This window comes from Candidatus Skiveiella danica (assembly GCF_022705245.1).
Classification (GTDB): Bacteria; Pseudomonadota; Gammaproteobacteria; order Burkholderiales; family Burkholderiaceae_C; genus Skiveiella; species Skiveiella danica.
The window spans coordinates 1-20,099 of record NZ_JAKJEW010000029.1; the positions used below are offsets into that span (position 1 = coordinate 1).

The following is a 20,099-nucleotide window of genomic DNA, read 5'->3' on the forward strand; positions in this document are numbered from 1 at the left end:
CTGCACCTGATTGCCGACAATTACGCCACCCATAAGCACCCCACTGTGCAGGCGTGGCTGGACAAGCATCCACGATTCCACATGCACTTCACTCCAACCTCGGCCTCGTGGCTGAACATGGTCGAGCGTCTCTTGCGCCACATCACTACCGAACCGCTACGCCAAGGCATGTTCAACAGCCTGCCGGAACTGGTGACTGCCATTGATGAATACGTCGAGCATCACAACATCAATCCCAAGCCGTTCATCTGGATCAAGAGCGTTCGCGACATCCTGCAAAAGGTCATTTGCGCCAATAGCCGCTTAAATCCTAAACACAGAGTGCAACATTCCACCAACCGGCAGCACTGCAAAGTGCTACACCAACCGAACCAAACAACGACCGTCCGGAGATGGAGGGGTCCGGGAATGAAAGTCAGTTCCCAAAGCGCAACGGCCGTTCTCAGCAAAAAATGGTTAGCGATCGACGATCCTGTTTCGTAACGACCGGGCGCGCTCAGCGCCGCTGGTCCACCACACGCTTGGCCTTGCCCTGGCTGCGTTCCACGCCGCCTTCGGCGCGCAGCTCGATCTCGACACTGCTGCCCACGTAGACCTTGATCTCGTGCTGCAGCATCTTGGCCGCTGCGCGCGCCTCGATGCTTTCGGGCGACAGGCCGGGCCGGGTTTCCACGGCCACCCGGAGGTTGTCCAGCGGGCCCTCGCGGGTCAGCACGCACTGGTAGTGGGCGCTGAGCTCCGGGCGCTTGAGGATCAGCTCTTCGATCTGCGTCGGGAAGACGTTCACGCCGCGGATGATCATCATGTCGTCGCTGCGGCCGGTGATCTTTTCCATGCGGCGCATGGTGCGCGCCGTGCCGGGCAGCAGGCGCGTGAGGTCGCGCGTGCGGTAGCGAATGATGGGCAGCGCCTCCTTGGTCAGGCTGGTGAAGACCATCTCGCCCATCTCGCCGTCCGCCACCGGCTCGCCGGTCTCGGGGTGGATGATCTCGGGGTAGAAATGGTCTTCCCAGATGGTCGGGCCGTCCTTGGTCTCGGCGCATTCGCTGGCCACGCCAGGGCCCATGACCTCGCTCAGACCATAGATGTCGACCGCGTGAATGCCCGCGCGCTGCTCGATCGCCAGGCGCATGTCGTTGGTCCAGGGCTCTGCGCCGAAGATGCCGATGCGCAGTGACGAGTCCGCCGGGTTGATGCCCTGGCGTTCGAATTCGTCGGCGATCGCCAGCATGTAGCTGGGCGTGACCATGATGATGTCGGGCCGGAAGTCCTGGATCAGCTGCACCTGGCGCTCGGTCTGCCCGCCGCCGAAGGGCACCACCGTCAGGCCGAGCTTCTCGGCACCGTAGTGCGCACCCAGCCCGCCGGTGAACAGGCCGTAGCCATAGCTCACATGCACCATGTCACCGCGCCGCGCGCCGGCGGCCCGGATCGAGCGCGCCACCACGCCCGCCCAGGTGTCGATGTCCCTCAGTGTGTAGCCCACCACCGTGGGTTTGCCCGTGGTGCCGCTGGACGCATGGATGCGGGCGCACTTCTCCCGCGGCACGGCGAACATGCCGAAGGGGTAGCTGTCGCGCAGGTCCGTCTTGGTGGTGAACGGGAATTTCGCCAGGTCCGACAGGGTCTTCAGATCCGCCGGATGCACCCCGGCCGCGTCGAACTTGGCCTTGTAGACCGGTGAGTTGGCGTAGGCGTGCGCCAGCGTGGCCTTCAGGCGCTTGAGCTGCAGGGTGCGCAGCTCGTCGATGCTGGCCTTTTCGATCGGCTCCAGGGGGAAGGCGGTCATGGCTGGTCTCCCGCGTCGGCAGTTTCAGGAATCACCGTGCCCTGGATCTGCGCGCTCTTGCCGCGGAACAGGGCGATCACCTGGCCACGCTGGTTGGTGACCTTCATGTCGTAGATGCCGTGCCGCCCGCTGAGCGTCTGCTCGACGCCTTCACAGGTCAGCACGTCGCCGAGATGGCCCGGCTTGAGAAATTCGATGCTGCAGCCGGCCGCCACCGTGTTCTTGTTGTAGCTGTTGCAGGCAAAGGCAAAGGTGGAGTCGGCCAGCGTGAAAATGAAACCGCCGTGGCAGATCTGGTGGCCGTTCAGGTGCAGCTCCCGCACCGTCATGCGAATGACGGCCCGGCCGGGCTCGCAGCTGACGAGCTCCATGCCCATCGTGTCCTTGGAGGCGGTATCCACGGCAAACATGGCCTCGCCGACCCTGCGTGCCAGGTCACGGGCTTGTTCCGGCGCGGGCGCGTGGCTGTGGGCGCTCATCGTCATTCGCCCTTGAACTGCGCCGTGCGCTTTTCCAGGAAGGCCATCACGCCTTCGATGTAGTCGTGGGTGTGGCCCATGGCCGCCTGTGCATCGCGTTCGGCATCCAGCTGCTGGTGCAGCGTGCGCGTGGCGCCGTCGCGCAGGAGGTGACGGGTGGCCACCAATGCCCGTGTGGGCATCACGGCCAGTCTTTCGGCCATGGCCAGCGCGGCGGCCAGCGGGTCGTCGGCCACGTCCCAGATCATGCCCCACTCCAAGGCCCTCGCCGCCGGCAGCTTGTCGCCGGTCATGGCCAGCGCCAGGGCGCGTGCCAGCCCGAGGCGCTCCACCAGAAACCAGCTGCCCCCCGCGTCCGGAATCAGGCCGATCTTGCTGAAGGCCTGGATGAAGCTCGCGCCCGGCGCGGCAATGGCGATGTCACAGGTCATGGCCAGCGAGGCACCTGCGCCGGCCGCCACGCCATTGACGGCCGCGATCGTCGGCACGCGCAGCGCCTGCAGCCGGCGCACGGTGGGGTTGAAGGCCTGATCGATCACCGGGCCGGGATTGGCGCGCTCGACCAGATCCGGCCCGGGCGCAAAGTCGAACTCCGACAGGTCAGCACCGGCGCAGAAGCCACGGCCGGCGCCGGTAATGACGAAGGCCCGCAGCGCCGGATTGGCCTCCACGTGGCCCATCGCGGCGCCGAGCTCGCGATGCATCTGTCGCGTGAAGCTGTTGAGAGCCTGAGGTCGGTTCAGCGTGGCGATGGCCACGGCGCCGCGCTCTTCATAAAGGACGGTCGGTTCGGTCATGGTGTCTCCTGGGCTCGAATTTACCATTAGCCGACCGATCGGTTGGCCAATGTTTTCCCTTGGTCGGGCCTTGGTTATAGTCCTACGCTACCCCCCAATCTTTCAACAGAAAACCCGGAGAAAGCCCATGGCTTATGAACTGATCGAGGTGCGCATTGAGGCCGAGAAGGTCGGCATCATCACACTGAACCGGCCGAAGGCACTCAACGCGCTCAACAGCGCCCTGATGGACGAACTCGGTACCGCACTCAAGGCCTTCGACGCCGATGAGGCCATCGGCTGCATGATCATCACTGGCAGCGAAAAAGCCTTTGCCGCCGGTGCCGACATCTCGGCCATGGCGAAATTCACCTTCTCCGACGCCTACAAGGAAGACTTCATCACTCGCAACTGGGAAACCATCCGCTCGATCCGCAAGCCCGTGATCGCGGCCGTGGCCGGCTTCGCGCTGGGTGGCGGCTGCGAACTGGCCATGATGTGCGACTTCATGATCGCCGCCGACAACGCGAAGTTCGGCCAGCCGGAGATCAAGATCGGGATCATCCCTGGCGCGGGCGGCACCCAGCGCCTGCCCAGGGCCGTGGGCAAGTCCAAGGCGATGGACATGGTGCTCACCGGCCGCATGATGGACGCCACCGAGGCCGAGCGCGCCGGGCTGGTCAGCCGCGTGGTGCCGCTGGACAAGCTCATGGACGAAGCGCTGGCCGCCGCGCTGGTGATCTGCGGCCACGGCCAGCTCGCCACCATGGCGGCCAAGGAAAGCGTGAACCGCTCCTTCGAGAGCGGGCTGAGCGACGGGGTGATGTTCGAGCGCCGGCTGTTCCATTCCCTGTTCGCCACCGCCGACCAGAAGGAGGGCATGGACGCTTTCCTGAACAAACGCCCCCCCGCCTTCACCCACCGATGAAAACATGCCGGATTCTTTGCTAGAATTCTGGCCTTCGGTGGTATAGCTCAGTCGGTTAGAGCGCAGCATTCATAATGCTGATGTCCCAGGTTCAAGTCCCGGTACCACCACCAGGATTCCCAAGCCCGCATGAGTGCCCACTCTGCGGGCTTTTCGTTTGGGCGCCGGGTGCTACACTTTTCCAGCCGCAGGTGGCGCCGAGATGGTGCCACGCCCTCCTCCTCAGCCTCTGGATGAACACCATGAACCGCTGTCTGACTTTGTTTCTTTCCTCGATGATGCTGGCCGCGACCAGCCTGCCTTTGTTGGCGCCTCTGTCAGTGCAAGCCCAAGGCACCCCGCGCACCTTTCCGGAGTCCGCCTTGCGCGGCAAGCTGGTGGTGACGCTTCCGCCGGAAGTCTCGCTCAACGGCAAACCCGACCGCCTGTCGCCTGGCGCGCGCATCCACGACACGAACAACCTGCTGGTGATGTCCGGCGGACTGATCAACCGGGAATTGGTCGTGAACTATGTGCGCGACGGCCATGGCCTGATCCACGAAGTCTGGATCCTCACGCCCCAGGAGGCCGCCATGAAGCGGCCGGCCCGCCCGGCCTGAACCCACAGGGGCAAGAGTGGCCAAAAAGGTCCGGCGCCCCTCGATTCATCAAGAAAGGCAGCCGATTCCCCTCGTGGAACGATGCTTGATTGCTCACCTTTTTTCAGATTCAGCAAGTCCGCCATGGCCAAAAAAGTCTTCATCAAAACCTTCGGCTGCCAAATGAACGAGTACGACTCGGACAAGATGGCCGACGTGATGCGCGCCGCCGAGGGCTACGAGCCCACCACCGACGTGGACGAGGCCGACCTGATCCTGTTCAACACCTGCTCGGTGCGCGAGAAAGCGCAGGAAAAGGTGTTCAGCGACCTCGGGCGGGTGCAGCACCTGAAGAAAAAAGGCGTGCTGATCGGCGTGGGCGGCTGCGTGGCCAGCCAGGAAGGTGCCGAGATCATCAAGCGTGCGCCCTATGTGGATGTGGTCTTCGGCCCGCAGACGCTGCACCGCCTGCCCGAGTTGCTGGCATCCCGCGCCGCCCAGGCCCGTCCGCAAGTGGACATCAGCTTCCCGGAGATCGAGAAGTTCGATCATCTGCCGCCCGCGCGGGTCGAAGGGGCCGCCGCCTACGTCTCGATCATGGAAGGCTGCAGCAAATATTGCAGCTACTGCGTGGTGCCCTACACGCGCGGGGAGGAAGTCAGCCGCCCGTTCGATGACGTGCTGGTCGAAATTGCCGGCCTGGCCGACCAGGGCGTGAAGGAAGTCACGCTGCTGGGCCAGAACGTCAACGCCTACCGAGGCCCGATGGGCGGAACCAACGACATCGCCGATTTCGCCCTGCTGATCGAGTATGTGGCCGACATCCCCGGCATCGAGCGCATCCGCTACACCACCAGCCACCCGAACGAGTTCACGCAACGCCTGATCGACGTGTACGACAAGGTGCCCAAGCTGGTGAGCCACCTGCACCTGCCGGTGCAGCACGGCAGTGACCGCATCCTGATGGCGATGAAGCGTGGCTACACGGCCGTGGAATACAAGAGCACGGTGCGCAAGCTGCGCGCCATCCGCCCGGACATGGCGATGAGCAGCGACTTCATCGTGGGCTTCCCTGGCGAGACGGAAGAGGACCACGCCAAGACGATGAAACTGATCGACGACATCGGCTTTGACAACAGCTTCAGCTTCATTTTCAGCCCGCGCCCGGGCACGCCCGCGGCCAACCTGCATGACGACACGCCGCACGATGTCAAGCTGCGCCGCCTGCAGGAACTGCAGGCCGTGATCGAGGCCAACATCCGCAGCATCGGCGCCACGCGCCTGGGCACGGTGCAGCGCATCCTGGTCGAAGGCCCGGCGCGCCGCAACCCGCAGGAGCTGATGGGGCGCACGGAATGCCACCGTGCCGTCAATTTCCCCGGCGGGCCGAACGCCGCCCGGCTGGTAGGTCAGATGATCGACGTGACCATCACCGAAGCCATGCCGCATTCCCTGCGCGGCGAGATCTGCGTGAAGGACGGCGCACGGGCCGCCTGACAGCCACTACACTATTGATAACTAGTCATCGCCATTTCCAGACTTTGAATTGAGAGTCCCCGAAAGATACCTTCACTACTGCCCGGTAAGTCTTCACCGTATCAGAACAACTCTGTTTGTAGAGGAGAGGTATCCGGTTCTTGGGATCGAACTGAGTTGGAAACCATCCTTGTGATGGGTAATCTTCTCGAACATATTGACCTCCACCAGATGCAGGAAATTGCGCAACGAGAGCTGATCGCGAAACGGGCGATGCGCGATCAACGCCAACAGGTACGAGCAAACTGCGATCCAGATCTGGGACTTCATGGCGTTTAAGGAGTTGCCAAAGAAATGCTGGATGCTCAGGTTCTGCTTGAGCCACTTGAAGAACAACTCGATCTGGCAGCGCGGCTTGTAGATGGCCGCAATCGTCAGCGCGGGCAGGTCCAGGCGATTGCTCAGGTACACCAGTTCCAGACAGGTGCTTGCGTCACAAAGGCGAGCCCCGCGCAACGGCCCCGGGCAATCCTTGCTCGCTCTTTGGCCCACCAGCGCGATCGTCTGATCCGACCACACACCAGTCTTTGCGTCGCCGGGGTGCGCCTGGATGCTGCGAAAGCTCAGGTTGGCGTTGGCACAAACCACCAAGCTGCACTCGCGCTGCACCAGCCGTTGCAGCCGGGCAAAGTACACATACCCGCGGTCCAGCACCACGATGGACCCCGCAGGCAGCCTTAGGCTGTCGAGCGTGGACACATCGCTGACCCTTGCCGTGGTGATGCTCAGCATGAACGGAGTGGCACCGCGCAGATCGAAGGCGGTATGGGCCTTAATGCCGGCCTTGGTCGAGCGAAAGTCGGCCCACGGAAACAGCTTCAGACACAGGTCCACGGTGGTGGAGTCCATGGCATGCAGCGGTTCCTTCACGCCCAGCCCGATGTCCTCGTCCCGGTACTGGGCCGACACCATGGCAATTAGGCGCTGGCCCAGAGCTTCAAACAACTCGGCGCTGCGGAACTCGTAGGCGTCGGCCAGCGTGGAGCGCGATTCCCGCTGGCGCAATCCCGCGCGGTACAGCTTGGTGCCTTGGGAGTTCAGGCAGTCCACAAGGTCACGCAAGCCTTCGCGGCGGGTCAGTTGCACATAGATCATGCAGATGAGGTGACTCCACGCAGTGAATCCTCGCGTCCAGCGGTTGGCCTGGTAGCTGTCAACGGGATGCTCGGATTGCGCATACGGCACGATCGCCAACAACTGCGCCAGGACCGTGCGAGTGGGTTTATGGTGCGGACCTCGTTCAAATGAGGTCACGCTACGCCCAATGAGCAACTCCGGATTTCAAATTGCCGGAATCTCAGATCCTCTTGGAACCCTCTTCCAGCCTACGTTTGCGCCACTATAGGTCGAAATCTATCGGACAGTAATGAGATGCTTTTGGCGCTTCAGTTCACCCACAGGGGAATCGTCACCGGCCCGTCGTTGACAAGGTGCACCTTCATGTCGGTGGCAAAACGGCCGGTTTGCACGACCGGGTGCGTTGCACGGGCACGATCCACAAAATAGTCGTACAAGCGCCGCCCGTCGTCTGGCGCCGCAGCCTGGGTGAAGCTGGGCCGGTTGCCGCCGGTGGTGTCGGCGGCCAGTGTGAACTGGCTGACGATCAGCAGGCCGCCACCGACGTCCTGCACGCTGCGGTTCATCTTGCCGGCCTCGTCGCTGAAGACGCGCAGTTTCAGGATCTTCGCCAGCAGCTTGTCCGCCTGGGCCTCGCTGTCGCCCCGTTCGGCGCACACCAGCACCAGCAGGCCGGCGCCGATCTCGCCGATCACCGCGCCCTCCACCACCACGCGCGCCTCGCTGACACGTTGCAGGAGGGAGATCATTCAGCGCGCCCTCGAAGGACAGCGGACATCGCACCGATGCGCATGGCGTTTCATTTCAGATCCTTCGGATCGTCGATGTGGGCCTCCACATCGCTGGGCAATAGCTGGATGCTGGCCCGCAGGCCCGGCACGGCGCTCATCAGCGCCTTCTCCACGCTGGTGCGCACCGCCGCCGCGCGCCCCAGCGACCAGCCCGCCGGCATGTGCATGTGCAAGTCGACAAAGCGTCGCTGACCCGCCTTGCGCGTGGTGATGTGGTCGAAACGGATGATCGGCGTCGCGCCACGGCTGTGCGAAAACCCGTCCAGCGTCTGCTGGATGGCGACCATCACGTCCGGCTCCACCGCCTCATCCATCAGACCCTGCGACGAGCGCCACATCAGGTGGAAACCCTCCCACAGGATGTTCAGCGCCACGCCGATGGCCACCACCGGGTCGAGCCACAGCCAGCCGGTGAAATACACCAGCGCGATGCCCACGATCACGCCCACGGAGGTCCAGACATCGGTCACCAGATGTTTGGCATCGGCCTCCAGCGCGATGGACCGGTGCTCCTTGGCGGAGCGGAACATGACCCAGGCCAGCAGGCCATTGAGGGCGGAGCTGGCCACCGACAGTGCCAGGCCCCAACCCACCTGTTCGATCGGCTGCGGGTCAAACAGCCGGTGCCCAGCCGCCCAGATGATGCCGGCCGCCGCCGCGATGATCAGCGCGCCTTCGAAGCCGGAGGAAAAGTATTCGGCCTTGTGGTGCCCGTAGGGATGGTCCTCGTCGGCGGGGCGCGCCGCGATCGTCACCATCACCAGCCCGAAAATGGCGCTGGCCAGGTTGACAAAGGACTCCATCGCGTCCGACAGCAGGCCGACCGAATCCGTCACATACCAGGCCAGGGTCTTGAGCGTGATCGTGATGACCGCCACCGCGATCGACGCCATGAGCAGGCGACGCGGGGTGAGCAGCCGGACGGTGGCGGGGATCATGCCGCTATTGTCGCGTAGCGTCTGGGCGCCCCCGTGCCAGAATCCGGCCGATGGCGCGGCAATGGAAGGCATTTCGATGGTGGATCCTGGCCTGGGTGGCGCTCACCCTCGCTGGCGCCGTCGCGATCGCGCGCCTGGAGCTGGCCCAGCTGAAGGACGCTTTTGAAACCAACGCGCGCATCATGCACCGCCTGCTCAGCCAGCGTGTCGTTCAGCACGATGCCATCCTGGCCACGCTGGCGCTGCTCCAACCGGGTCCCGACGGGCCGGCAGACGCCGCACCCGAGCAGCGCCTGCCCGCCCTGTACCCGCAGATCCTGTCGGCGCAGCGGCGCGACCGTGAAGCCGCATGGAGCGATCCGGCCATGGCGTCCGCCGAGGCGACCTCCCGCCAGCTCCGGCGCGCCACCCTGGCGGACCTGGATTTCGCCAGCGGGCGCTATCAGCTGGTTCTGGCGGCGCAGCCCGCCAGCTATGCCCTCACGATCGACCTGAGGGCTATGGTGCCCTGGGCCGAGTGGCCGCTGGAGCCAGCCAGCAGCCCGGTGCGTGTCGTGCTGGAGCATTCGGGTCAGCAGTTTGTCCTGCAGCCCGGCCGGCTGGCGCCAGGTGGCTGGCGCTTCGAGTTTCACAAGCATCTGGCGGCCGACAGCCAGGCGTTCGACGTGGTCGCCACCCAGACGGTGGGCTGGGCTGAACTGCCATGGGGACGCATGGCCTTGTGGGCCCTGGTCCTGGCGGCCGTGCTGGCCTGGGCGCGTCACGGCTTGCGCCAGCGCGCCGAGCGCAGTCGCGCCGAGGAATTGCTGCGCCTGGGCCAGGTGGCGCGGCTGAACACCTTGGGCGAGCTGGCGGCCGGCATGGCGCATGAGCTGAACCAGCCCCTGACGGCGGTGATGGCCAGCGCCCAGGCGGCCCGGCGCTTGCTGGACGACGATCCGCCCGAACTGGACACCGCGCGCCAGGCGATGGCGCAGGCGGTTGAACAGGCCCGCCGCGCCTCTGACGTGGTGGGTCGCCTGCGACGGGCGATCGAGCGACCCGACCTGTCCGGCCAGACCCAGGCGCTGGATCTGGTTGAAGCCGTGCGGCGTGCGCTCTACCTTCTGGAGCCCGAATGCCAGCGCCGCGGCGTCGCGCCGGTGATCGAGGCGCCCCAACCGGTCACCGTGCTGGCCGAACCGGTGGCCCTTGAACAGATCATCCACAACCTGCTGATGAACGCGCTGCAAGCGCTGGAGCATGCCCCTGCGGACCGCCGCCTGACGCTGACCGTGGACGCGAACGGGTCGTCCGGGCGGCTCCAAGTGGCCGACACCGGCCCCGGCATCGCGCCAGAGGTGTTGTCCCGCATCTTCGAACCCTTCTTCTCCACGCGCACCGGGGGCCTGGGACTCGGCCTGAGCCTGTGCGAAACCCTGGCCACGAACATGGGTGGCGCACTCACGGCGGCTCCCAACGAGTCGCACGGCGCCCTGTTCACGCTGACGCTGCCATGTCAGCCGCAGACGCCATGAACCCCGCGGCACCCACCCCGGCCGGCAGCGCCCCGCTGTCACCATTGATTCATCTGATCGACGACGACGCGGCGGTCCGCGACAGCCTGGCCTTGCTGATCGGCACCGTGGGCCTGCGGGTGCAGACCTGGGCCGATCCAATGGCCTTCATCGACGGTTTTGACCGCCAGGGCATTGGCGCCATCGTGCTGGACGTGCGCATGCCCGGTATCAGCGGCCTCACCGTGCTGGACACGCTGGCGGCACAGGGCGTGGACCAGCCGGTGATCATGCTGACAGGCCACGGTACGGTGGAGATGTGCCGGCGCGCATTCAAGTCGGGCGCGGCCGAGTTCCTGGAAAAGCCGGTCAACGACGAGCAACTGCTCGAAGCTCTGCAGAACGCGGTGCGCCAGCATGTGCGCTCGCGTGAGCGCCATCAGGCCGACCGGCGGGCGCGTGAACGTTACGCCCATCTGTCGGAGCGCGAGCGCGAGGTGCTCGGCCTGATCGTGGCGGGGCTGACCAACAAGGAGATCGGACGCGCGCTCGACCTCTCGCCGCGCACGGTGGAGACACACCGCGCCAACCTCTTCGCCAAGCTCGAAGCCGAGTCGCTGGCGCAGCTGATCCGCCATTACGCCGCACTGGTCGAAACGCCCTGAGGCGCCAGTGCCGACCCCACTCCGTAGAACTACGGAACTGCGCGCGTAGCCGTACGAATGGGCAAACCGCCGCCGGTTTTCTACAGTTCACCCACGGTTGATCGAACCGGCTGACCCACAGGAGAACCCCATGAACAAACTGCTCGCCGTCTCTGCCCTCGCCCTCTCGCTGGTCGCCACCGCCGCCAGTGCGCAGGCCGTGCGCACCGAGAAGAACATCTCGCTCGAACTGGCCAACCAGATTGCCGCCGCCACGGTCGCATCGTGCTCCGCCGCTGGCTACAACGTGGCGGCCGCGGTGGTCGATCGCGCCGGCTCGCTGCGCGCCCTGCAACGCGCCGACAACGCCGGCCCGCACACCCTGTCCTCCAGCCAGGCCAAGGCCTACACCTCGGCTTCCGCGAAGAACACGACCACGGCGATGATGGAGGGCGCACAGAAGAACCCGGCCGGCGCCAACCTGGTCTACATGCCCGGCTTCCTGCTGCTCGGCGGCGGCGTGCCGATCAAGGTGGGCAACGAGGTCATCGGCGCGGTCGGCGTGGGCGGCGCGCCAGGCGGCCATCTCGACGAGAAATGCGCGATGGACGGCATCGCCAAGGTCCAGGACCTGCTGAAGTAAGTCACACACGACGCACGGTATGCCGCACATGGACCAGATTGATGACATCAAGCGCTCGAAGCGCCGCCTTGCCCTGGCGATGGTCTTCTGCGCCATGGGCCTGCCGGGCGCACTCCCGGCGCTGGCCCAGGTCCCGCCCAGCCCGGCCGAAGGTGCTCAGTACCAAGGCCTTCATGCCGCCGCATGGCGGGGCGACGTGCAAAAAATCGAGAAGCTCGCCGCTGCCGGCGCCAACCTGAATGTGCGCGATCCCCATGGCCGCACGCCATTGCATGTGGCCTCGTTTGCTCGGCAGCGCGGTGCGATCCGCGCGCTGGTCAAGGCCGGCGCCGACATCAACCTGCTGGAGAACGACCGCTACGACGGGGTGACGATCGCCTCGGTGGCGGACGACGAGGAAACCCTGCGTGTGCTGCTGTCGCTGGGCGCCAGCGCGAAACAGATGACCAGCCGCTACGACGGCACGGCGCTGATCGCAGCGGCGCATCTGGGTCACGACGGCGTGGTGCGCCAGCTGATCGCCGCCGGCGCCCCACTGGACCACGTGAACAACCTGCACTGGACGGCGCTGATCGAGGCCATCGTGCTGGGTGACGGCGGACCGCGCCACCAAGCCACGCTCAAGGCCTTGCTCGACGCCGGCGCCAGCGTAAGACTGACCGACAGGCAGGGTCAGACGCCGCTGCAGCTGGCACGCGCCAGAGGCTACAAGGACATGGTCAAGATGCTGGAGACCGCCGGCACGAAATGATCCTGGCGTGCCTCCTGGAGGTCGTTCAGTTCAGCGTGACGCGGGCGAACTTGCGCTTGCCCACCTGCAACACATAGGCGCCAGCGGCCAGTTTCAGCCCCTTGTCGCTGACCACACTGGAATCCACCCGCACGCCGCCGCCATCGATCAGGCGGCTCGCCTCTGATGTGGAGGGCGCAAGTCCGGCGGCCTTGAGCAGCGCGCCGATGCCCATCGGGGCACCAGCAAGGGTGACCTCGGGGATCTCATCGGGTACGCCGCCCTTGCTGCGGTTGATGAAGTCCTGCTCGGCTGCGTCCGCCGCTGCAGCGCTGTGGAAGCGCGCGGTGATTTCCTTGGCCAGCGCCACCTTGGCGTCCTTAGGGTTGCGCCCGCCATCGACCTCGGCCTTCAAGGCTGCGATGGCGGCTTCGGACTTGAAGCTCAGCAGGGTGTACCACCGCCACATCAGCACGTCGGAGATGCTCAAGCACTTGGCGAACATGGTGTTGGCGTCTTCGCTGATGCCGATGTAGTTGTTCTTGGACTTGGACATCTTCTCGATGCCGTCCAGGCCTTCAAGCAAGGGCATGGTCAGGATGCACTGGGGCTCCTGGCCGTATTCGGCCTGCAGATGGCGACCCACCAGCAGGTTGAATTTCTGGTCGGTGCCGCCCAGTTCCAGGTCGCTCTTGAGCGCCACCGAGTCGTAGCCCTGCATCAGCGGGTACAGGAACTCGTGCACGCTGATCGGCGCACCAGATTTGAAGCGGTCATGGAAGTCGTTGCGCTCCATCATGCGCGCCACCGTGTAGCGCGCCGCCAGCTGGATCATGCCGCGCGAGCCCAGGGCGTCGCCCCATTCGCTGTTGTAGCGGATCTCGGTCCTGGCCGGATCCAGCACCATCGACGCCTGGCGGTAATAGGTCTGGGCATTGATCTCGATCTCTTCGCGCGTGAGCGGCGGACGGGTGCTGTTGCGGCCGGACGGGTCGCCGATCAACGTGGTGAAGTCGCCGATCAGGAAGATGACGGTATGGCCCAGATCCTGCAGTTGGCGCATCTTGTTGAGCACCACGGTGTGCCCGACGTGGATGTCGGGTGCGGTCGGATCCAGGCCCAGCTTGATGCGCAGCGGAACGCCGGTGGCCTCGGAACGGGCCAGCTTGCGCACCCAGTCGCCTTCGGGAATCAGCTCTTCGCAGCCACGCAGAGTCACTGCCAATGATTCCTGAACCCTATCGGTCACGGGAAAAGATTTGTCAAGTGCTTTGTTCATAAGGGTTTTCGGGTGGTCTACAGAGGGCTGCCGCCGGTATACTTGCGCCTTGTGCCCCGTGAATTCTAGGGCCTAACTGTTGCCAAAATGATACATCCAGGGACCGTCCAGACGGTTCCCGTCGGATACCTTGCCGTCCTGTTGGGAAGACCTGCCTTGAAACAAAGCCTGATTTCGACCGCCGTTGCTCTTGCCGACCTTGTTCAACGCCACCCCAAACGACTGACCGCCGCCATTGCTGCCCTGCTGCTGGGCGGCGGAGGTGGGGCCTTTGCCGTTGCGTCGCTGGCGCCCGACGCCAGCCAGATCCCCGTTCGGCAGGTGCTGGAGGCAGTGCAACCTCTGCCGCTACAGGCTCAGGCGGAGGCCTTGGACGTCCACAGTTTCAAGCTGTTTCGCAGCGAGACGACCCGAACCAATGACACGCCCGAGGCGCTGTTGCGCCGCCTGGGCCTGGTCGACCCCTTGGCAGCCGCGTTCGTGCGAAGTGACGCGACCGCCCGCCAGGCGCTGCTGGGGCGCGCCGGGCGCAACGTGACCATCGAGGCCAATGATCGCGAGGAACTGCTGTCATTGAAGACACGCTGGATCAACGCCGACACCGACAGCCACTTTCATCGCATGGTGATCGAGAAGACCCCGAAGGGGTTCGTGTCGCGGCTGGAGACAGCCCCCCTGGTCGCTTCGACCCGACTGGCCAGCGGCAGCATCCGGTCCTCCCTGTTTGCGGCCACCGATGAGGCCCGCATCCCCGACACCATTGCAACTCAGGTTGCCGAGATCTTTTCGGGCAGCATCGACTTTCACCGCGCGCTGCGCAAAGGTGACCGTTTCTCGATCGTCTACGAAACGCTGGAGGCCGACGGTGAGCCGCTGCGAGCCGGCCGTGTGCTGAGTACCGAATTCGTCAACGCCGGCAAGACCCATCAGGCCATGTGGTTCCAGGAACCCGGACAGAAGGGAGGCTACTACAACCTGGACGGCCAGAGCCTGCGGCGGGCCTATCTGGCGTCACCGATGGAATTCTCCAGAGTCACCAGCGGCTTCAAGATGCGCTTTCACCCGATCCTGCAAACGTGGCGGGCCCACCTCGGCGTCGACTATGGCGCCCCTGTCGGAACCCCGGTTCGCAGCGTGGGCGGCGGCGTCGTCGAGTTCGCGGGCAACCAGGGCGGTTTTGGCAACGTGGTCTACATCAAGCACCGCAACCAGCACACCACGGTCTATGCCCATCTGAGCCGCATCGGCGTTCGCAAGGGACAGTCAGTGGGACAGGGCGATCAGATCGGTGCCGTCGGCGCCACGGGCTGGGCGACCGGACCGCACCTGCATTTTGAGTTCCGCGTCAACGGTCAGCACCAGGATCCGGTGGCCATTGCCCAGCAAAGCGAGTCCATCCCGGTTTCGCAGGCCGCCCGGGCCGCCTTTGCCCAGTCCGCGCTGGCCCAGCGCGTGAACCTGGCTGCCGCCGATTCGATGCGGCAAGCCAGCGCCCAGTAACTGCCCGAGCGGGACCCTCCACTTGCCTGGAGCCGTCGAGCGCTATGTCGGGCTGATGTCCGGCACGTCGCTGGACGGCGTCGATGGCGTGATGGTGGCCTTTGAATCAGGACGGCCACAGGTCGAAGCGCACGCCTTCCAATCCTTTCCTGCCGAGCTTCGGGCCGAGTTGCTGGCACTCAATTCGAGCGGGAACGACGAACTGCATCGCGCGGCACTCGCCGCCAACGGACTGGTGCGGATCTATGCCGGTGTGGTGGGCATGCTGCTGGCGCAGACCGGCCAGCGGGCCAGCGCAGTGGCCGCCATCGGCTCGCACGGGCAGACAGTCCGTCACCGGCCGCAGTGCTTCGACGGTACCGGGTACACCCTGCAGCTGAACAATCCGGCCCTGCTGGCTGAGCTGACCGGCATCGACGCGGTGGCGGATTTCCGCAGCCGCGACGTCGCCGCCGGCGGGCAGGGCGCGCCGCTGGTCCCGCTGTTTCATCGCGAGGTCTTCGCACAAGCCGGGACCACTGTGTGCGTTCTGAACATCGGCGGCATCTCCAATCTCAGCGTGTTGGGCTCGGATGGGGGAGTGATCGGCTTCGACTGCGGTCCGGGCAACGCCCTCATGGATCACTGGTGCCAGCGGCACACCGGCCGGTTGTTTGACCAGGACGGCTTGTGGGCGGCCAGCGGGCGGGTCATCGAGCCGATGCTGCGCGCGCTGCTGTCGGAACCCTATCTGGACCTACCACCGCCCAAGAGCACGGGGCGCGACCTGTTCAATCCGGACTGGTTGCAAGGCAGGCTTGTCGGCTTTGCCGCTGCGGCGCCCGCGGATGTGCAGGCGACACTGCTCGAATTCACGGCCCAAGCCTGCGCCGCCGACTTGCAGCGCCATGCGGCGCCAAGTCAGGCCCTGATCGTCTGCGGCGGTGGTGCATTGAACACCACGCTGATGCGACGCCTGCAATCGGCCCTGCCCACTGTCAAGGTAACCTCATCGGCGCTGCAGGGATTGCCCCCGCTTCAGGTGGAAGCCGCCGCCTTTGCCTGGCTGGCGCGCAAGGCGATGCACCGCGAAACCGGTAGTCTGAAAAGTGTCACGGGCACCCGCGGTGCCCGTGTTCTGGGAGCCATCTACCCCCGCTAGAAGGGTAGCGGCTGGTGACCCCGTCAGATCAGGTCGAGAACGACGATCCACAACCGCAGGTGGTCGTCGCGTTCGGATTCTTGATCACGAACTGGGCACCCTGCAGGTCTTCCTTGTAATCAATTTCAGCACCAACCAGGTACTGGTAGCTCATTGCGTCGATCAGAAGCGACACACCATTCTTGGTCATGGTGGTGTCGTCTTCGTTTGTGATCTCGTCAAAGGTAAATCCGTACTGAAAGCCGGAGCAGCCCCCTCCCTGCACGAACACGCGCAGTTTCAGGTCGGGATTGCCCTCCTCGGCAATGAGGTCGGCCACTTTGGCCGCCGCGCTGTCGGTGAACAGAATGGGTGCAGGCATTTCAGTCTGGATGTTTTCGGCTACGGCACTCATGGGTGGCTCCGTTGAAAAGTTGAAGGGAATACTACAGCAAATCCGTCGGGAATACCGTCAGTCGTTGTTTGCCGCCAGTTGCAGTGTGGGCTTTTCCCCGGCGCCAACCAGCGGGATCAGGCGGCCGGCAATCAGGGCGCCCTGGTGCATCTCGAGCCCTTTGTAGCTCACATCGCCCTCGATATTCGCCTTCGGCTGGAGCTCCAGCAGTTCATGGGCATGAACCGGGCCGACCACCCGTCCATTGATGATGACGTGATCGGCCTGGATGACGCCGGTGACCGAGGCGGATTCCGAGATGACCAGGATGCTGGGACGATCGGGATTGGCGCGGATATCGCCCACCACCTCGCCGTCGACGCGCAAGCCCTCCGAAAAAATGTAGTGGCCTTCGATATGGCTGCCGTGGGCGACCAGGCTCTTGATGGGCGGCTGTTTCTTTTTTCCAAACATGGCGGACTCCGGTAAGGACGGGACTCGGCTGGCCTTCGCGGGACTAGAACTTGAACGTCTGCACGGCGCGGATGTTGTTGCCCTCAAAGACTTTGGCAGTCACGGTTTTTACCACGGTCTGCGCCGGTACATCGATCAAGCCTTCCAGCCTGCGGTACTGGCGCAGCTGAAGGGCCTGCAGTCCTCCCGGCAGCACGGTGGTCCAGGGTTTGCCGTTTTGCAGTCCGTCAACCGTGATCTCCAGGCGGCCTGTGAACTCCGTCGCACGTGCCGCCGGCTGCATGATCAGAACCTGCCACTTCAGTTGTGAGCCCGCGAGCAGCTCCGCCTGAAGGCCCCGGATGACCACGCCGTCTGTGGCCGCGGTCGGCAGCAGTTTCTCGAAGAATCCGAGGTTGTCGCGCAACTCCCTGTTTTCGGCTTCCAGTCCCTTGATCTGTGTCACCAGTTGCTCCTGTGCGGCCTTCTCCGAAGTCAGCAGACTGCCCGCCGTGTTGGCAACCGACTGGGCACGATCACGTTCATCTCGCAGCCGGCCCACTTCCTGCCGCAGCCGCGTCAGGTCTTCCCGCGCCCCGGCGTCGAGGCCCGCGATGCCCTTGCCGAACTCGAACGCCCACAGGGCAATGGCGGCGCAGAACCCGAAAACGATGGCCGCCACGGCCCACCGCAGAGGCCAGGGCAAAGCGCTGCGCACCGCGACGCGGGGCGCGCTGATGGTCAGCCGTCGACGAAGGAGCTTGAAACGCATGATCCCTTGGTAAAGGGGAGCCAGTATCGCAAAAACTGAAAAAGCCGCTCCAGGTGTCAACCTGGGCGGCTTTGTCGTGGCAGCAAAAAGCGGATCAGCGCTTCGAGAACTGCTTCGCGCGGCGGGCGCCGTGCAGACCGGTCTTCTTGCGCTCGACTTCACGGGCGTCACGCGTCACGAACCCGGCCTGGCTCAGCGCGGGCTTGAGCGTGGCTTCGTAGTCGATCAGGGCGCGGGTGATGCCGTGGCGCGTGGCGCCGGCCTGGCCGGATTCGCCGCCACCGTGGACATTGACCTGGATGTCGAAGGTTTCGACATGGTTGGTCAAGACCAGGGGTTGCTTGGCAATCATGATCGAGGTTTCACGACCGAAATAGTCCTGAATATCCTTGCCATTGACCGTGATCTTGCCGGTGCCTTTTTTCAGGAAAACGCGGGCGACGCTGGACTTGCGACGGCCGGTTCCATTGTTCCATTCACCAATCATCTCAAGGCTCCTTAGATTTCCAACACTTTGGGTTGCTGGGCGGTGTGCGGGTGCTCGGCACCACCGTACACCTTGAGCTTCTTGATCATGGCGTAGCCCAGGGGGCCCTTGGGCAGCATGCCCTTGACGGCCTTTTCCAGGGCGCGGCCAGGATGCTTGGCCTGCATGTCGCGGAAGTTCGTGGCTGTGATACCGCCCGGGTAACCGGAATGGCGGTAGTACACCTTGTCCAAGGATTTGGCCCCTGTGACGCGCAGCTGGGCTGCATTAATGATGACGATGAAGTCACCGGTATCGACGTGAGGCGTGTAAATGGCCTTGTGTTTGCCGCGCAAACGGAGAGCAACTTCGCTGGCTACTCGTCCGAGGACCTTGTCGGTCGCGTCAATCACAAACCACTCGTGCACGACCTCAGCGGGTTTTGCGCTGAAAGTTGACATGAGATTACTCTAATAAACAGAGGGTTTGGCGGGCTCTTTTCCACGGTCGGCGTTCCTCTGGCGGGAATCTCTTAGGTGGGGTTCACTCGGCACACGGCCCAATCGCTAGGATCAGGACGATACTGAGGTCTTCGCCGCGGAGCCACAAAATCGCTGCGAAGCCTGAGATTATACGAAGAATCAAGCACTTGGCGCAAATCGACTTTCGCGCGACAGGCCAACGGGTTACCATGCCGCCATGTTCAGTTACCGCCACGCCTTCCATGCCGGCAACCACGCCGACGTACTCAAGCACACCACGCTGATCGCCACACTGCAGTACCTGACGCAAAAAGACGCCGGCTTGACGCTGATCGACACCCATGCCGGCGCTGGCCTTTACCGTCTGGACAGCGACTTTTCCGAGACCGGCGGGGAAGCCCGGGACGGCATCTTCAAGTTGATGACGGACCAGAGGCCTGCCAGCCCTGATGCCAGCAATAAAACGGCCAGACCCAGCACCGAACGGTCTGACAGCGCTATGAAAGTTGACACCTCGGCGATCCAGGACTATCTCGATCTCATCACCGGCTTCAATCCCGACGGACGCCTGCGCGTCTATCCCGGATCACCCTTCGTGATGCACAGCCTGCTGCGCACCGAAGCCCGGGACAAGCTCAAGCTGTTTGAACTGCATCCCACCGACAGCAAGGTGCTTGCCGCCAATGTCGCACAGCTCGAGGCGGGCAGGCAGATCGCCGTGGCACGCCAGGACGGCTTCGAAGGCCTCAAGGCCTTCCTGCCGCCACCGAACCGCCGGGCGCTGGTGCTGATCGACCCCAGCTACGAACTGAAGTCCGACTATGCGCAGGTGAGCGCCTGCATCCAGGACTGCCTCAAGCGCTTCGCCACGGGCACCTACATGGTCTGGTACCCGGTGATTCCCCGTCCGGAGGCGCACGACCTTCCGCGCCGGCTCAAAACGCTTGCCAATCAGGCCAAGCGCCCGTGGTTGCACGCCACACTGGCCATTGGTGCCGACGAAACACCTCCTGCCGCACTTGCTGTTCCCGGCGAGCCGCGCCGCCACGGACTGCGCGCCAGTGGCGTGTTTCTCATCAATCCGCCGCATACGTTGAAGGCGGCTCTGGAACCGGCCCTGGCGACCATGCTCAAGGCGCTGGGTCGGGGCCCCGGCAAAGGCACTTCGCTCGAAACGGGCGGCTGAGTTCAGCCGACCAACCCGGGATCAGGACAAACCCGAATTAAC

At 64.4% G+C, this 20,099-nt stretch carries 22 protein-coding genes, 1 tRNA gene and 1 pseudogene; 12 read left to right on the top strand and 12 right to left on the bottom strand.

Annotated elements, in window-relative coordinates; translation table 11 throughout:
* Window positions 1-193, top strand: a pseudogene (locus ACMUOY_RS15400) (transposase); the annotation flags it as partial.
* Window positions 194-496: 303 nt separating this feature from the next.
* Here ACMUOY_RS15400 and paaK read toward each other — a convergent pair.
* From paaK to ACMUOY_RS15415, 3 genes are read right to left on the bottom strand one after another with little or no spacing between them, the layout of a single operon-like run.
* Entirely contained in the window at window positions 497-1,789 is a 1,293-nt protein-coding gene (gene paaK / locus ACMUOY_RS15405) for a phenylacetate--CoA ligase PaaK (RefSeq protein ID WP_413893621.1), read from the bottom strand.
* Window positions 1,786-2,268 carry a hydroxyphenylacetyl-CoA thioesterase PaaI gene (gene paaI, locus ACMUOY_RS15410; RefSeq protein ID WP_413893622.1) on the bottom strand — a complete coding sequence of 161 codons (483 nt, stop codon included), beginning with the start codon at window positions 2,266-2,268 and terminating at the stop codon, window positions 1,786-1,788. Before paaI ends, paaK begins: the two co-directional genes overlap by 4 nt.
* A gap of 2 nt (window positions 2,269-2,270) precedes the next feature.
* Complete coding sequence (locus ACMUOY_RS15415) at window positions 2,271-3,065, bottom strand: enoyl-CoA hydratase-related protein (RefSeq protein WP_413893623.1); 795 nt, start codon at window positions 3,063-3,065, stop codon at window positions 2,271-2,273.
* 127 nt (window positions 3,066-3,192) lie between these two features.
* Between ACMUOY_RS15415 and ACMUOY_RS15420 the strand changes: the two genes are divergently transcribed.
* The 4 genes from ACMUOY_RS15420 to miaB all read left to right on the top strand — a co-directional run bounded on the left by ACMUOY_RS15420 (window position 3,193) and on the right by miaB (window position 6,047).
* Window positions 3,193-3,972, top strand: a complete 780-nt coding sequence (locus ACMUOY_RS15420; RefSeq protein WP_413893624.1) for an enoyl-CoA hydratase — start codon at window positions 3,193-3,195, stop codon at window positions 3,970-3,972.
* Window positions 3,973-4,008: 36 nt separating this feature from the next.
* A tRNA-Met gene (locus tag ACMUOY_RS15425) sits at window positions 4,009-4,085 on the top strand.
* Between the two features lie 129 nt (window positions 4,086-4,214).
* Entirely contained in the window at window positions 4,215-4,571 is a 357-nt protein-coding gene (locus ACMUOY_RS15430) for a hypothetical protein (RefSeq protein WP_413893625.1), read from the top strand.
* A 123-nt stretch (window positions 4,572-4,694) separates the two neighbouring features.
* Window positions 4,695-6,047, top strand: a complete 1,353-nt coding sequence (gene miaB, locus ACMUOY_RS15435) for a MiaB/RimO family radical SAM methylthiotransferase (RefSeq protein WP_413893626.1) — start codon at window positions 4,695-4,697, stop codon at window positions 6,045-6,047.
* A 93-nt stretch (window positions 6,048-6,140) separates the two neighbouring features.
* Here miaB and ACMUOY_RS15440 read toward each other — a convergent pair whose 3' ends face one another.
* The 3 genes from ACMUOY_RS15440 to ACMUOY_RS15450 form a co-directional block, all read right to left on the bottom strand.
* The gene (locus tag ACMUOY_RS15440; protein ID WP_413893627.1) at window positions 6,141-7,340 is read right to left on the bottom strand and encodes an IS4 family transposase; all 1,200 of its coding nucleotides are present in this window, start codon (window positions 7,338-7,340) and stop codon (window positions 6,141-6,143) included.
* Between the two features lie 131 nt (window positions 7,341-7,471).
* On the bottom strand, window positions 7,472-7,912 hold the full coding sequence (dtd, locus tag ACMUOY_RS15445) for a D-aminoacyl-tRNA deacylase (RefSeq protein ID WP_413893628.1): 441 nt from the start codon (window positions 7,910-7,912) through the stop codon (window positions 7,472-7,474).
* A 50-nt stretch (window positions 7,913-7,962) separates the two neighbouring features.
* Entirely contained in the window at window positions 7,963-8,892 is a 930-nt protein-coding gene (locus ACMUOY_RS15450) for a cation diffusion facilitator family transporter (protein WP_413893629.1), read from the bottom strand.
* Between the two features lie 50 nt (window positions 8,893-8,942).
* Between ACMUOY_RS15450 and ACMUOY_RS15455 the strand changes: the two genes are divergently transcribed.
* The 4 genes from ACMUOY_RS15455 to ACMUOY_RS15470 all read left to right on the top strand — a co-directional run bounded on the left by ACMUOY_RS15455 (window position 8,943) and on the right by ACMUOY_RS15470 (window position 12,426).
* On the top strand, window positions 8,943-10,409 hold the full coding sequence (locus ACMUOY_RS15455) for a sensor histidine kinase (protein WP_413893630.1): 1,467 nt from the start codon (window positions 8,943-8,945) through the stop codon (window positions 10,407-10,409).
* Complete coding sequence (locus ACMUOY_RS15460) at window positions 10,388-11,053, top strand: response regulator transcription factor (RefSeq protein ID WP_413893631.1); 666 nt, start codon at window positions 10,388-10,390, stop codon at window positions 11,051-11,053. Before ACMUOY_RS15455 ends, ACMUOY_RS15460 begins: the two co-directional genes overlap by 22 nt.
* A gap of 130 nt (window positions 11,054-11,183) precedes the next feature.
* Complete coding sequence (locus ACMUOY_RS15465) at window positions 11,184-11,675, top strand: GlcG/HbpS family heme-binding protein (RefSeq protein ID WP_413893632.1); 492 nt, start codon at window positions 11,184-11,186, stop codon at window positions 11,673-11,675.
* Between the two features lie 79 nt (window positions 11,676-11,754).
* A complete protein-coding gene (locus ACMUOY_RS15470; protein WP_413893664.1) occupies window positions 11,755-12,426 on the top strand; it encodes an ankyrin repeat domain-containing protein in 672 nt (223 codons plus the stop codon).
* A 25-nt stretch (window positions 12,427-12,451) separates the two neighbouring features.
* Here ACMUOY_RS15470 and tyrS read toward each other — a convergent pair whose 3' ends face one another.
* Complete coding sequence (gene tyrS, locus ACMUOY_RS15475; protein ID WP_413893633.1) at window positions 12,452-13,684, bottom strand: tyrosine--tRNA ligase; 1,233 nt, start codon at window positions 13,682-13,684, stop codon at window positions 12,452-12,454.
* A 156-nt stretch (window positions 13,685-13,840) separates the two neighbouring features.
* Between tyrS and ACMUOY_RS15480 the strand changes: the two genes are divergently transcribed.
* Window positions 13,841-15,184: a peptidoglycan DD-metalloendopeptidase family protein gene (locus ACMUOY_RS15480; RefSeq protein ID WP_413893634.1), complete on the top strand. Its 1,344-nt coding sequence runs from the start codon at window positions 13,841-13,843 to the stop codon at window positions 15,182-15,184.
* A 22-nt stretch (window positions 15,185-15,206) separates the two neighbouring features.
* Window positions 15,207-16,325, top strand: a complete 1,119-nt coding sequence (locus ACMUOY_RS15485) for an anhydro-N-acetylmuramic acid kinase (RefSeq protein ID WP_413893635.1) — start codon at window positions 15,207-15,209, stop codon at window positions 16,323-16,325.
* 28 nt (window positions 16,326-16,353) lie between these two features.
* Here the strand turns inward: ACMUOY_RS15485 and erpA are convergent, their stop codons facing one another.
* The 5 genes from erpA to rplM form a co-directional block, all read right to left on the bottom strand.
* Window positions 16,354-16,719 carry an iron-sulfur cluster insertion protein ErpA gene (erpA, locus tag ACMUOY_RS15490; RefSeq protein WP_087495111.1) on the bottom strand — a complete coding sequence of 122 codons (366 nt, stop codon included), beginning with the start codon at window positions 16,717-16,719 and terminating at the stop codon, window positions 16,354-16,356.
* Between the two features lie 57 nt (window positions 16,720-16,776).
* A complete protein-coding gene (locus ACMUOY_RS15495) occupies window positions 16,777-17,172 on the bottom strand; it encodes a bactofilin family protein (protein ID WP_413893636.1) in 396 nt (131 codons plus the stop codon).
* Window positions 17,173-17,215: 43 nt separating this feature from the next.
* The gene (locus tag ACMUOY_RS15500; RefSeq protein ID WP_413893637.1) at window positions 17,216-17,923 is read right to left on the bottom strand and encodes a DUF6776 family protein; all 708 of its coding nucleotides are present in this window, start codon (window positions 17,921-17,923) and stop codon (window positions 17,216-17,218) included.
* Window positions 17,924-18,017: 94 nt separating this feature from the next.
* Entirely contained in the window at window positions 18,018-18,410 is a 393-nt protein-coding gene (gene rpsI / locus ACMUOY_RS15505) for a 30S ribosomal protein S9 (RefSeq protein ID WP_413893638.1), read from the bottom strand.
* Between the two features lie 11 nt (window positions 18,411-18,421).
* The gene (gene rplM / locus ACMUOY_RS15510) at window positions 18,422-18,850 is read right to left on the bottom strand and encodes a 50S ribosomal protein L13 (RefSeq protein ID WP_413893639.1); all 429 of its coding nucleotides are present in this window, start codon (window positions 18,848-18,850) and stop codon (window positions 18,422-18,424) included.
* 238 nt (window positions 18,851-19,088) lie between these two features.
* Between rplM and ACMUOY_RS15515 the strand changes: the two genes are divergently transcribed.
* On the top strand, window positions 19,089-20,057 hold the full coding sequence (locus tag ACMUOY_RS15515) for a 23S rRNA (adenine(2030)-N(6))-methyltransferase RlmJ (protein ID WP_413893640.1): 969 nt from the start codon (window positions 19,089-19,091) through the stop codon (window positions 20,055-20,057).
* Window positions 20,058-20,099: the final 42 nt, after the last annotated feature.

Coding starts and splice junctions, on each gene's coding strand:
- paaK (WP_413893621.1), bottom strand. CDS start 1,789: ATGACCGCCTTCCCCCTGGAGCCGATCGAAAAGGCCAGCATCGACGAG.
- paaI (WP_413893622.1), bottom strand. CDS start 2,268: ATGAGCGCCCACAGCCACGCGCCCGCGCCGGAACAAGCCCGTGACCTG.
- ACMUOY_RS15415 (WP_413893623.1), bottom strand. CDS start 3,065: ATGACCGAACCGACCGTCCTTTATGAAGAGCGCGGCGCCGTGGCCATC.
- ACMUOY_RS15420 (WP_413893624.1), top strand. CDS start 3,193: ATGGCTTATGAACTGATCGAGGTGCGCATTGAGGCCGAGAAGGTCGGC.
- ACMUOY_RS15430 (WP_413893625.1), top strand. CDS start 4,215: ATGAACCGCTGTCTGACTTTGTTTCTTTCCTCGATGATGCTGGCCGCG.
- miaB (WP_413893626.1), top strand. CDS start 4,695: ATGGCCAAAAAAGTCTTCATCAAAACCTTCGGCTGCCAAATGAACGAG.
- dtd (WP_413893628.1), bottom strand. CDS start 7,912: ATGATCTCCCTCCTGCAACGTGTCAGCGAGGCGCGCGTGGTGGTGGAG.
- ACMUOY_RS15450 (WP_413893629.1), bottom strand. CDS start 8,892: ATGATCCCCGCCACCGTCCGGCTGCTCACCCCGCGTCGCCTGCTCATG.
- ACMUOY_RS15455 (WP_413893630.1), top strand. CDS start 8,943: ATGGCGCGGCAATGGAAGGCATTTCGATGGTGGATCCTGGCCTGGGTG.
- ACMUOY_RS15460 (WP_413893631.1), top strand. CDS start 10,388: ATGTCAGCCGCAGACGCCATGAACCCCGCGGCACCCACCCCGGCCGGC.
- ACMUOY_RS15465 (WP_413893632.1), top strand. CDS start 11,184: ATGAACAAACTGCTCGCCGTCTCTGCCCTCGCCCTCTCGCTGGTCGCC.
- ACMUOY_RS15470 (WP_413893664.1), top strand. CDS start 11,755: ATGGTCTTCTGCGCCATGGGCCTGCCGGGCGCACTCCCGGCGCTGGCC.
- tyrS (WP_413893633.1), bottom strand. CDS start 13,684: ATGAACAAAGCACTTGACAAATCTTTTCCCGTGACCGATAGGGTTCAG.
- erpA (WP_087495111.1), bottom strand. CDS start 16,719: ATGAGTGCCGTAGCCGAAAACATCCAGACTGAAATGCCTGCACCCATT.
- ACMUOY_RS15495 (WP_413893636.1), bottom strand. CDS start 17,172: ATGTTTGGAAAAAAGAAACAGCCGCCCATCAAGAGCCTGGTCGCCCAC.
- ACMUOY_RS15500 (WP_413893637.1), bottom strand. CDS start 17,923: ATGCGTTTCAAGCTCCTTCGTCGACGGCTGACCATCAGCGCGCCCCGC.
- rpsI (WP_413893638.1), bottom strand. CDS start 18,410: ATGATTGGTGAATGGAACAATGGAACCGGCCGTCGCAAGTCCAGCGTC.
- rplM (WP_413893639.1), bottom strand. CDS start 18,850: ATGTCAACTTTCAGCGCAAAACCCGCTGAGGTCGTGCACGAGTGGTTT.
- ACMUOY_RS15515 (WP_413893640.1), top strand. CDS start 19,089: ATGTTCAGTTACCGCCACGCCTTCCATGCCGGCAACCACGCCGACGTA.